Genomic DNA, 10,218 nt, shown 5'->3' with positions numbered 1-10,218 from the left:
GGAAATGCTAACATTCAGGTGTTTTAAAACATCAATCGGATAAAAATGGATTATCAATGGTTCGCAGGAAAGGAATATATTGCAAATCCCTTTACGTTTGTACTCATAATCATAAATCGCAGGTTTCCCAGGTGAACAGGGGACAGGAATCCTGGTTTCTGCAACGAGTTGTTTTGGGGACTCATCCATACAAACAACAGGATTTCGTGGATCAAATGGACGTTTATACACATCCAGAACCATTTCCATACTTGCAACAAAGCTACTGTTTTGTTCCGGAGGAATTACCCATCCTTTCCTTTGCCAGGGCTTTATTTCGTTTTTTTAACGTACGTCTTATTGTTTCATGAGAAATATTATCAGTATAACCAAGCTCTACAACCTTATCAGCTAACAATCTCAAGGACCATCTTGCAAAACCTTCAGGAGGTTCACTGCAGCTAAGGGCGACAATATGAGCTTCTAAATCACAATCAACCTTTTTGTCGTAAATGCGATTTCTTTTTTCTCCATTGAGAGCAACCTCAAGCCCTTTTTCAACAAATCGCTTTTTAACACGGTCAATTTTTCTCATACTAATGTTCAGGATACGTGAGATCTCTTCATTGGTTGAATGGTTAACATTCCATTCACTTTTATCACAATTAGTAAGATTAAAGCATTGAGAATTTGTTGTGAGTCACGTTTACCCTTTAAGGTAAGTTCATAAAGGACTTTACGCTCATCTTCGGTAAGTGTTACAGTGTATATATTCATAGAGTTATTTATGGAAAATCATAAAATATAAATTTTAAAATTTTACGACATTTTAGGATTGACAGGACAATAGTCTGTTGGCCTGAGAACCCTAGCCCCTCAAACATATTTTGATTCCACAAAAACCATATGTTTTTAAAAATATGAAGAAATCCTAAGAATATTATCAAAAGGAAAAAATGAGCTGAGGTATGAGAAAATCTTAATATTTTTGTGTAAAATATCAAGGTATCTGCAGGGAGATCTAAACATAACTGCAAAAATCTGGACATAAGTGAATTGAAAAATGTAGTTAAAAGGACACAGCTCTCAGTATAATCGAAGCTCTAGCGGATTAATTCCAAAATAAATTAATTATTCAGCGGAAAATTCGACTCAGTACCAAAATCCAGTGATGAATGTAAAATTCAAAATCACTGGATTTTGTAAGTGGTCACAATCCGTTTGATACGACATTGGGGTTGAAGTCTTTAGATATCGAATATTGATCTTGATGAAAACCGGATTCTTCTTTCGAATTCAGATTTTCAATCAAGAAATACAAAAATCACTGGATTTTGGAACAGAATCGAAAATTCGTTAGATCAATGGATAGATCGAAAATTCGGGTTTGTGAATATACTTTGGAATACAAGCACTATTATTTGCCAAAACAGGAAAAAAAGGAAGTTATTTATAGCACTCGACCGATCTGTATAAGATAATACTTATACACTTATAATTAAGAGGCAGGTTAATGAAAGATCATATAAAAAACATGGCTGAAGTTCTCAAATCCCTTGGTGATGAGAAAAGACTGAAAATAATAAAAATACTTGCTTCGAATATTGATGAAGCCTTTTGCGTTTCTGATATAGCTCAACAACTTGGCATCTCTCAACCTGCCACATCTCAACATATAAAAGTATTAAAGAATGTTGGGATTCTTGAAGAAAATCGGAGAGGTTTTAGAGTTTTCTACACAATTAATTCTGATGTGTTGGCTGAGTATAAAAAAGACATAGATGAATTGTTTAAAAAAGCCTTTCAGAGATGCCAATATAATTTCTCTTGTGACAAATGTCCTTATAATAACAAGTATCAGTAAGCGGATATAGCGTCTATTATAAGTTTTTGCTTATATTCTTATAGAAATGGAGGTGTACTTGCATGAGCTAATTCACAATTGCTACTATTCATACTATCATCAAGGGCAGTATTTGAAAGGATACCGCTTTGTGACTATTTACAAAAACCAAGGAGAGGTGAACATACTTTGATAAAAGATCTGTTATTAGAAGTTGATGAAGTAAAAATAACAATAATCATGGACAATACAGTCGATGTATTTATGACAGGTAATGAAATTGTACACAGGTTTAATTCAAGTTCTAATTGCCCACTTATAGCAGATGATGGTTTTTCACCAATTGTAGCAGAGCACGGTTTTTCAGCAATGATCCAGGTTAAATGCGGAAATAAACAAGGAACTGTATTATTGGATACAGGTATGAGCCCGGGTGGCATTTTACATAATATGACTGCCTTAGGAATTAACGTAAATGATATGCAAGCAATTATACTCAGCCATGGTCACGCTGATCATACTATGGGGTTGCCTGGTATAATTGAGAAATTAGGATCGCATCAAATACCCCTTATTTATCATCCGGATGCTCTTTTAGACAGAAAGATTATAATGCCAAACGGGTATGAATTGAACATCTCGCCACCAAAGTTGACTGCTTGTCAACAGGAAAAAATTGCTTTTATTGAAAAAAGCGATCCAACCCTTCTAGTTGATAACATGGTTCTCGTTTCCGGTGAAATTGCTCGAACTACTGATTTTGAAACTGGATTCCCTATCCACTATACAAAATGTAATGACCAATGGGAAAATGATCCGGTAATAAAAGATGATCAGTGCGTTATTGTAAATGTTCGGGGACAAGGATTAGTTGTAATTACAGGTTGTTGTCACTCTGGAATTGTCAATACCATCCACTATGCTCAAGCACTGACTAATAACCAACAAGTTTGTGCCGTATTAGGCGGTTTCCACCTAACGGGTGGGATATTTGAAAAAATAATTCCTGCTACGATTGCTGAATTGCAAAAAATTAATCCAACCTATTTGATGCCGGGTCACTGCACTGGTTGGTCTGCCATCCATCAAATTGCCCAAGCAATGCCTAAAGCATTTATACCAAACAATGTTGGTACCACATTAGTTTTCAAAGCTAAATAAATATAAAAATTTATATATTCTCTTCAAATTGCATGGTAAAAAGTAAATTTCTCATGAATGATGATATTTAAAAATTTAACCAAGCTTGAAAAACATATCCAATAAACACATTAAACTTTATAACTGCGTTATATAATTTCTGCATATGTTTCTTGCATATGTTTTTAACTGAAAGATCGCCATTGAATTTGAAGAGAATACAAACTTACTATTGGTCATCAGTTAAGGAATTTTCTTGTTTGTATACAATCGATTTCGGACCAAAAAAGTCCAAAATTTCGAATACCACTCTGAAATTGATATTTAGTCCCAGCTTCAAATAAATGAGCATCTTGGAGAACTTTTGTTGAAATCAGTGCAATTTGTCATAGTTCCCCACTTAACCGAAGATGCATGAAATAACAGTGTAGGTTATTGAGAATATGTCAGTTTCTAATAAGCCGCAGTAGAGCACATCGGTGCAATTGGATGTTTGATAGGAATCGAGCAGATGAACACTTCAAAAGATCACCGGAATAAAAGAGTATGAAGCGGGGAAAAAATGTGATGGCACAAAATTTCTTGGAGAGCCATATATTTTGAAAGGAGTGTAAAATGATGAAAATTTTAAACCTGTATTGTTCAATTACCGGTAATACTAAAAAAGTTGCATTGCAGATCGAAAAAACGGTTAAGTCATTGGGTATGATGGAGGTCACTACTATAGAGGTGACCAAAGATAGTGATCCGAATGCATTCGATTTACTTGATTTTGATTTCATTTTTATGGGATCGGGTGTGTACACGTGGCTACCCCCACAAGTAATGATTGACTTTTGTAGGGCTATGCTGAAAAAACATGTTGACAGAGGTGATGTTAAGAGTTGCGCTCCAAGAATTGATAAAAAAAGAGCCGTAACCTATAGTACCTTTGGCGGTCCCCATACAGGTGTAAATGAAGCTATATTTGCACCCAAATTCTTAGGGCAATTACTTGATCACCTTGGTTTTGAGATAATAGCAGAATGGCTAATTGAAGGCCAGTTTAACAGTAAAAATGAATTCTATAGACGCTTTAATACAGAAGGGCGAATGGGAAATATTACAGGACGACCTGATGAGAATGATTTACAACGTGTTGCAAACTGGGTTACAGGAGTTTTAAAAGTATAAGATGCTCTGTATGTATACAGCCCGATCGGTTTTTGAACGGTCTAAGTGGTAGGCAGAAAAATTGTGTAAATCTCCATTGTCAGATAAAATTGAACATGATAATGGAGCGATAGCAGAAAAAAATCATCATTAGTTATGACCCAAAAGGGAAGATTAATTTTTTCCTATTAGATTCGAATTTATACTTCAGCAATATACCTAATTTTGAAATTTATTCTATAATTGCGTGAGTGAAATACAAAAGATTGCATACATTTCTGTCTTTGTTTATTCCATGGAAGTACATTTTTTTGTACTCTTCAGCAGTCACGTTCTGGACTTCGGAAAATCCTCTCTTCGTGAGAAAAGTTTCGATCGTTCCTTCCTTAATACCGAACTTCAGTGGTTCTCCAACTTGTGCCAGGTGGTTATGGATATTCCTCCCTACCTCTAACTCACAGCTTCCATCGATTACGGATTCAGGCAAATAATCGAAGAGGATGGAACTTCCTGTTCCCGCGTTCATCCGTATAAAAGCCAGTATCTCATCCACAACTTTTGGAGGAAGGTAATATAAGAGCCCCTCCATGAGAAAGAGGGTCTTCTCAGATTTATTGTACCCTGCATCCTGCAGTTTCTGGTCAGGATTTTCGGTTGCCAGATCAATTGGGACGTATGCGACGTGATCCGGGAGGGAGTTGAAGATCTTCCTGATTGTTTCTATCTTCAAATTTTGAGTATCTGGGTGATCTACCTCGAACACCTTTATTGCTTTCAGTCCTTCGATCCGATAGGCGCGGGTATCATATCCTGCACCAAGGATGATCAGTTGCTCAAGCCCTTCATCTGCTGACTTCCCTACAAAATCATCGAAATATCTGACTCTGGCTATTCCGGAATTAACCATACCGGGAAGGAATCTTTCGTACCGCTCTGCATCAGCCTTTACTTTCTCAGGATTATTGCGAACAAATTCCAGGATATCAGGGTTGATGAAATAGATAGCATACGGGTCGTAACAGATGCGTTCGTCTTCTGGCTTGATTGATTCGCCCAGTCGGTAAAGTGCAACTCCTTCAGCCGTTTTGCTGCTGGGCCTTTTCCTATTCATAATATTCAAAATTTTGTTTTCTTTCTCGTCCAAGGTTTCCATAAATATTTACTCCATTGAATAAAAGTTTCACCATAATTTATTTTTCTATCACTTGATTATTATTAGTAATGTAACGTCTCATTTATAAATTCTAGTCGATTGTTATTTTTATTGGACCACCGCATGGGCAAACGATAATAAGCTGAATACCACTCTGTTTTCATTTATTCCATGGAAATAGGCTCTCTTATAGTCCTCACTTGTCACATTTTGGATTTTGGAAAATCCACGTTCTGCAAGGAACATTTCGACTATCCCCTCTTTAATACCGAACTGGAGGGGTTCTCCCAGTTTTTCCACGTGTTTCCGCATATTCTCCCCCTCAGCCAGTTTACATGTTCCGTCAATTACAGATTCGGAAAAGTAATCGAAAATGATTGCACTTCCTTTACCCGAATTTTTTACGATGAAGGACAGAATTTCATCAACGGTCCTAGGCGGAATGTATATCACGACGCCTTCCATAATAAAGAGGGTCTTTTGTGATCTGTTATATCCTTTATTCGCCAGCTGTTGGCCGAGTTCTTCAGTCTCCAAATCAGCAGAAACATACACAACGTGATCCGGGAGTAAACCGAAGATCTCTTTGATCTTTTCCATTTTCACTCTCTGAGTTTCAGGATGATCAACTTCGAATACTCTCACCTTTCCCTTCAGGCCTTCAATACGGTATGGCCGGGTATCATACCCGCTGCCAAGAATGACCAGCTGTTCAAATCCTTCATTTATTGAATTCTCCACAAAATCGTCGAAATACTTAACTCTGGCCGCAATCGAATTGCCCAATCCAGGTATAAGACGCTCGTATTGCTCCCATGCCTCCTTTGCCTCATCTGGATGTTTGGTTGCAAATTCCACCATTTCCGAGCTGATGAAATAGAAGGCATATGGATCATAACAGATCCGTTCTCCTTCGGGCTTTTGTGATTCGAAGACCCGATGAAGCACAACTCCTTCGGCCGTTTTGCTGGGCCCTTTTCTCTTCATGTTCGTTTCACTTGAAGCCGTGAAGCTTGTTGGTTCTTTCATTACATGCTCACCTCTTTTTACGCTGTTCTTCGCAATATTCCAGGCTGTTTTTGATTTACTCGATCGTCGCATGGGTAAAAGCTAAAAGGCTGCACACTTCTCTATCCTTGTTTACTCCGTGAAAGTACATTTTTTTATACTCTTCAGCAGTCACGTTCTGAACCCTGGAAAATCCTCTTTCCGCAAGAAAAGTCTCGACCATCCCTTCTTTAATGCCAAATTTAAGAGGTTCACCTTGCTGTATCATAAATTTCCTGATGTTCTTTCCTAATTCCAGTTCGCATGTACCGTCAACTACGGATTCAGGGTAGTAATCAAACAGGATAGTACTGCCTTTTCCTGAATTCTTCACAATGAAGAATAAAGTATCATCAATAGATTCAGGTGGAAGATACATAACAAGTCCTTCCATAATGAAAAGAGTCTTCTTCGATTTGTCAAATCCGCTATTCAACAGTCTTTGCCCTAAAGTTTCAGTTTCGAAATCGGTGGATACAAAGACAACATGATCCGGGAGTGAACCGAAGGCCTTTTTGAGCCTTTCCATTTTTGTGCTTTGGGTATCCGGGTGGTCCACCTCGAATATCTTTAGCTTCCTCAGCCCTTCGATCCGGTAGGCGCGGGTATCATAACCTGCACCCAGGATAACTAGTTGCTCAAGTCCTTTTTTTTCTATCGATTCCTTAACGATATGACTCTGTTCCAAAATCCAGTGATTTTCGTATTTTTTAATTGAAGACCTGAGTTAGCAAGAAGAGTCCAGTTATCATCAAAATCAATATTCGACATCTAAAGACTTCAATTTTTAAGTTATGTCACAAGGATTATGACTAATTACAAAACCTAGTGATTTTGAACTTTAAATTCATCACTAGGTTTTGGTACTGATTCAACGATATCATCGAAATATCTAACTCTAGCTATTAAGGAGTTGAACAGGCCGGGCAAAAATCTTTCATATCGATCTGTTTCAGCCTTTATCAGATCAGGATTTTTGTGAATGAATTTAAGCACATCCGGGCTAATGAAATGGACAGCATACGGGTCGTAACAGATTCTTTCGCTTTCTTGCCTGACTGATTCGCGCAGTCTTTGAAGTGCAACTCCCTCGGCCGACTTGCTACCGGATCTTTTTTTTGCCATAATTTTTATGATTCCGTCTTCTACCTTCTCCACTGTTTCCATAATGTATTCTCCTTAAAACGAAAATTCGATTGAATTAAAATAACCGACTATCTGGTGGATGAATAGAATTTTTTAACTTTTCGTCAGTAATGGACTTATTTTGGAGTCTTTGCATGGTATCAGATTATTTTTTACTTCACTACCGCATAGACAAACGAGAGTAAACTGCTAACCACTCTGTCCTTGTTTTTACCTTGGAAATATGCTTTTTTGTAATCTTCGCTGGTCATATTTTGTACATTGGAAAATCCCCTTTCAGAGAGAAACGTTTCAATCATTCCATCTTTTATGCCGAATTTGATGTGCTCTTTACGTTGTTGCGTATAATTCCGGATATTTTTGCTAGCCTCAGACGTACTATCCTCCGAACTTGTGGATCTAAGGGTACCGTAGTCGAAAATGATGGCACTTGCCTTCCCTGAATTCTGCACCACAAAAGATAGTATTTCATCCACGGTCTCGGACTGGAGATACATTAGTAGCCCTTCCATGGCAAAAAGAGTCTTTCCGGTCCGGTTGTATCCACCTTCAGCAAGGCTCTGACCAAGTTTATCAAACTCCAGATCGAGAGGAACATATGAGACGTGGCCGGGGAGGGAACCGAAGATCTCCTTTATTTTCTCTACTTTAACCTGCTGGGTGTCAGGGTGATCCACTTCGAAAACTTTGATATTTTTCAGCTCTTCAATTCTATAGGCACGGGTGTCATAACCTGCACCTAGGATAACCAGCTGCTCCAGGCCATCAGCTGCAGACGCTTTTACGACATCGTCAAAATACCTGACCCTGGCAACTGCCGAGTTTGCCAATCCGGGAAAGAGCTTCTCTAGCCGTTCTATTTCTGCTTTATACTTTTCCGGATTGCGGGCTGCAAATTCCAATATTTCCGGGCTGATGAAACGAATGGCATACGGGTCATAACAGATACGTTCATTTTCATGTCTTCTCGATTCACCGACCCTTATAAGCGCGATTCTCTCAGCCATTTCGCTGGGCCCTTTTCTCTTTATATTCGTTTCATTTGAGTCTGTGAAGCTTTTTGATTCTTGCATCGCATGCTCACCTCTTTTATTACAATTTCAACAGTATTTCAGGCTGTATTCGGTTAATCAATCGATACAGAGGATGAACAGAATAAATTGCAAACTATCCTTCTTTTTTCAGTGGAAATTTTTCTTTTGGAAATCTTTTTATTCGTAATATTCACGAGTTCCATTCCAAATTTAGAAAATCCTCTCTTTTCTGTGAATTCAGGTAGCAGTTTCAGCTGTCTTTATAGCAATATCAACTGTCTTTATTTTGGATACATCATCGATTTCAGTAAAAAATTCTAGAGCAGGTTTCACAACCAGTTCAGGCTCTGTCATGATTGACCAGCGGCTCACCTTCGCCGTGGATCTCATAGTACATATTTATGTCATTGACTTTTACTGTCGACATTTTTTACCTCACTCATTTTTTTCTCTGGTTCATCGCTAGCTTCCGCTATTCCGATAGTTGCTTTCAGTAATAGCATCATTAGTTTTTCAGTAGTTCCATAACCCGGTGACTCTGCATCTACTGCTGGAGAGATCCATCTTGATCACTACATTCCTTCTCCGGGCAATGGGCAATTGATGGACAGAGAAACGTTGGCAACATCTCAGTATATATATCGTAGTCTATCCCATGTAATGCAAAAAGATTTTTAATCGAAGGATCCGGGGAGGCGACATTTAACGTAATTATTTGGATATACATTCCAAGCAACACAGCATCCAGATCATTTCTGATGGACCCATCCTCAATTCCCTCCCTGACAGCGATGCTAGCAGATGGGATATATTTCGTTGAGACCTCCGCCAACATCCTTGAATCTTCTGCGTCCATTCTCTGATAAAGCTGCGGCCCGAACGTGGTGGCCATATCATTGTAAGCAGCGTTCTCCCGGGCAAATTGAATGTACCAGCGGATCAGGATGTTGATTTTTTCGAGGCCGGTTTTTCCATGGCTAATATTCTCTTTCAGAATTTCACCAAACTCCATCCACTTTCGGGCTACGATGACACAAAACAGCGAGTCCTTGCTTTTGAAATAGAAGTAGAGCGCACCTTTGCTAAGTTCGACCTCCTGTGCTATTTCATCCATGGAGACTTTATCAAAGCCCCTTGCATAAAACAACCTCTCGGCTGCATCTATGATTTCGTTTCGTCGCTTCTCTTTCTTGCGTCTCTGTCTATCTGTAACTGCCATAGTCTCTCCGCGGGTTTCAACTCAGAGTCTATTTTCATTGGTCATCGGTTAAGGAAAAATCGTTATCAATTGCATTGATTTTCATAAAATTTATTAAATTATTCGTTACTATTCAGGTAGCCTTTTTAGGGCTACACAATTTTTCCTCTTTTCGAGGAAAAATTGGATTTACAATGAGTTATTTCTATCTTTGATGAAACGTGAAGAGATTCTTGCTCTGTGTACTTCAAATCCTGAAGTTATTGCAACTTACATTGAGAGTCTTGAATCTCAAATAAAACAGCTTAGTGAAAAATTGCAAGTTTTAGAATCTCGCTTAAATCAAAATAGCAGAAACAGCAGTAAACCTCCTTCTACTGATTTTTTTGTCAAAGGAAAACCTAATCCCAAGAGTCTCCGTAAAAAGAGCGAAAAGAACCCTGGAGGTCAAGAAGGTCATCCAGGAACAACTCTTAAAATGGTTGATAATCCTGATTAGGTAATAGAGCATTCTTTGAACTGCTGC

At 38.3% G+C, this 10,218-nt stretch carries 9 protein-coding genes and 2 pseudogenes; 4 read left to right on the top strand and 7 right to left on the bottom strand.

Going from position 1 to position 10,218, the window contains the following annotated elements:
* Window positions 1-756: pseudogene (locus ASJ81_RS05460) on the bottom strand (IS630 family transposase); the annotation flags it as partial.
* Window positions 757-1,492: 736 nt separating this feature from the next.
* On the opposite strand from ASJ81_RS05460, the gene ASJ81_RS05455 reads away from it, so the two are divergent.
* The 3 genes from ASJ81_RS05455 to ASJ81_RS05445 all read left to right on the top strand — a co-directional run bounded on the left by ASJ81_RS05455 (window position 1,493) and on the right by ASJ81_RS05445 (window position 4,135).
* Window positions 1,493-1,843: an ArsR/SmtB family transcription factor gene (locus ASJ81_RS05455; protein WP_095643604.1), complete on the top strand. Its 351-nt coding sequence runs from the start codon at window positions 1,493-1,495 to the stop codon at window positions 1,841-1,843.
* A gap of 168 nt (window positions 1,844-2,011) precedes the next feature.
* Window positions 2,012-2,983: an MBL fold metallo-hydrolase gene (locus ASJ81_RS05450; RefSeq protein WP_141241592.1), complete on the top strand. Its 972-nt coding sequence runs from the start codon at window positions 2,012-2,014 to the stop codon at window positions 2,981-2,983.
* A 597-nt stretch (window positions 2,984-3,580) separates the two neighbouring features.
* Complete coding sequence (locus tag ASJ81_RS05445) at window positions 3,581-4,135, top strand: flavodoxin family protein (RefSeq protein WP_095643605.1); 555 nt, start codon at window positions 3,581-3,583, stop codon at window positions 4,133-4,135.
* Between the two features lie 211 nt (window positions 4,136-4,346).
* Here ASJ81_RS05445 and ASJ81_RS05440 read toward each other — a convergent pair whose 3' ends face one another.
* The 6 genes from ASJ81_RS05440 to ASJ81_RS05415 form a co-directional block, all read right to left on the bottom strand.
* A complete protein-coding gene (locus ASJ81_RS05440) occupies window positions 4,347-5,267 on the bottom strand; it encodes an SAM-dependent methyltransferase (RefSeq protein WP_095643603.1) in 921 nt (306 codons plus the stop codon).
* 108 nt (window positions 5,268-5,375) lie between these two features.
* Window positions 5,376-6,296 (bottom strand): class I SAM-dependent methyltransferase, encoded by a 921-nt coding sequence (locus ASJ81_RS05435; protein ID WP_095643602.1) that lies wholly within the window; start codon window positions 6,294-6,296, stop codon window positions 5,376-5,378.
* 55 nt (window positions 6,297-6,351) lie between these two features.
* On the bottom strand, window positions 6,352-7,002 hold the full coding sequence (locus ASJ81_RS05430) for a class I SAM-dependent methyltransferase (protein WP_338037361.1): 651 nt from the start codon (window positions 7,000-7,002) through the stop codon (window positions 6,352-6,354).
* Window positions 7,003-7,139: 137 nt separating this feature from the next.
* Complete coding sequence (locus ASJ81_RS05425; protein WP_245859839.1) at window positions 7,140-7,481, bottom strand: class I SAM-dependent methyltransferase; 342 nt, start codon at window positions 7,479-7,481, stop codon at window positions 7,140-7,142.
* 131 nt (window positions 7,482-7,612) lie between these two features.
* Window positions 7,613-8,533, bottom strand: a complete 921-nt coding sequence (locus ASJ81_RS05420; RefSeq protein WP_095643601.1) for an SAM-dependent methyltransferase — start codon at window positions 8,531-8,533, stop codon at window positions 7,613-7,615.
* 505 nt (window positions 8,534-9,038) lie between these two features.
* On the bottom strand, window positions 9,039-9,713 hold the full coding sequence (locus ASJ81_RS05415; protein WP_095643600.1) for a TetR/AcrR family transcriptional regulator: 675 nt from the start codon (window positions 9,711-9,713) through the stop codon (window positions 9,039-9,041).
* A 190-nt stretch (window positions 9,714-9,903) separates the two neighbouring features.
* Between ASJ81_RS05415 and ASJ81_RS05410 the strand changes: the two are divergent.
* A pseudogene (locus tag ASJ81_RS05410) lies at window positions 9,904-10,188 on the top strand (DUF6444 domain-containing protein); the annotation flags it as partial.
* Window positions 10,189-10,218 lie beyond the last annotated feature (30 nt).

The sequence above is a fragment of the Methanosarcina spelaei genome, assembly GCF_002287235.1.
Classification (GTDB): Archaea; Halobacteriota; Methanosarcinia; order Methanosarcinales; family Methanosarcinaceae; genus Methanosarcina; species Methanosarcina spelaei.
This window is presented reverse-complemented; position numbering and strand designations above follow the sequence as displayed.

What these genes read in the sequence shown, in the direction of transcription:
- ASJ81_RS05455 (WP_095643604.1), top strand. Translation starts at nt 1,493, where the DNA reads ATGAAAGATCATATAAAAAACATGGCTGAAGTTCTCAAATCCCTTGGT.
- ASJ81_RS05445 (WP_095643605.1), top strand. Translation starts at nt 3,581, where the DNA reads ATGAAAATTTTAAACCTGTATTGTTCAATTACCGGTAATACTAAAAAA.
- ASJ81_RS05440 (WP_095643603.1), bottom strand. Translation starts at nt 5,267, where the DNA reads ATGGAAACCTTGGACGAGAAAGAAAACAAAATTTTGAATATTATGAAT.
- ASJ81_RS05435 (WP_095643602.1), bottom strand. Translation starts at nt 6,296, where the DNA reads ATGAAAGAACCAACAAGCTTCACGGCTTCAAGTGAAACGAACATGAAG.
- ASJ81_RS05425 (WP_245859839.1), bottom strand. Translation starts at nt 7,481, where the DNA reads ATGGAAACAGTGGAGAAGGTAGAAGACGGAATCATAAAAATTATGGCA.
- ASJ81_RS05420 (WP_095643601.1), bottom strand. Translation starts at nt 8,533, where the DNA reads ATGCAAGAATCAAAAAGCTTCACAGACTCAAATGAAACGAATATAAAG.
- ASJ81_RS05415 (WP_095643600.1), bottom strand. Translation starts at nt 9,713, where the DNA reads ATGGCAGTTACAGATAGACAGAGACGCAAGAAAGAGAAGCGACGAAAC.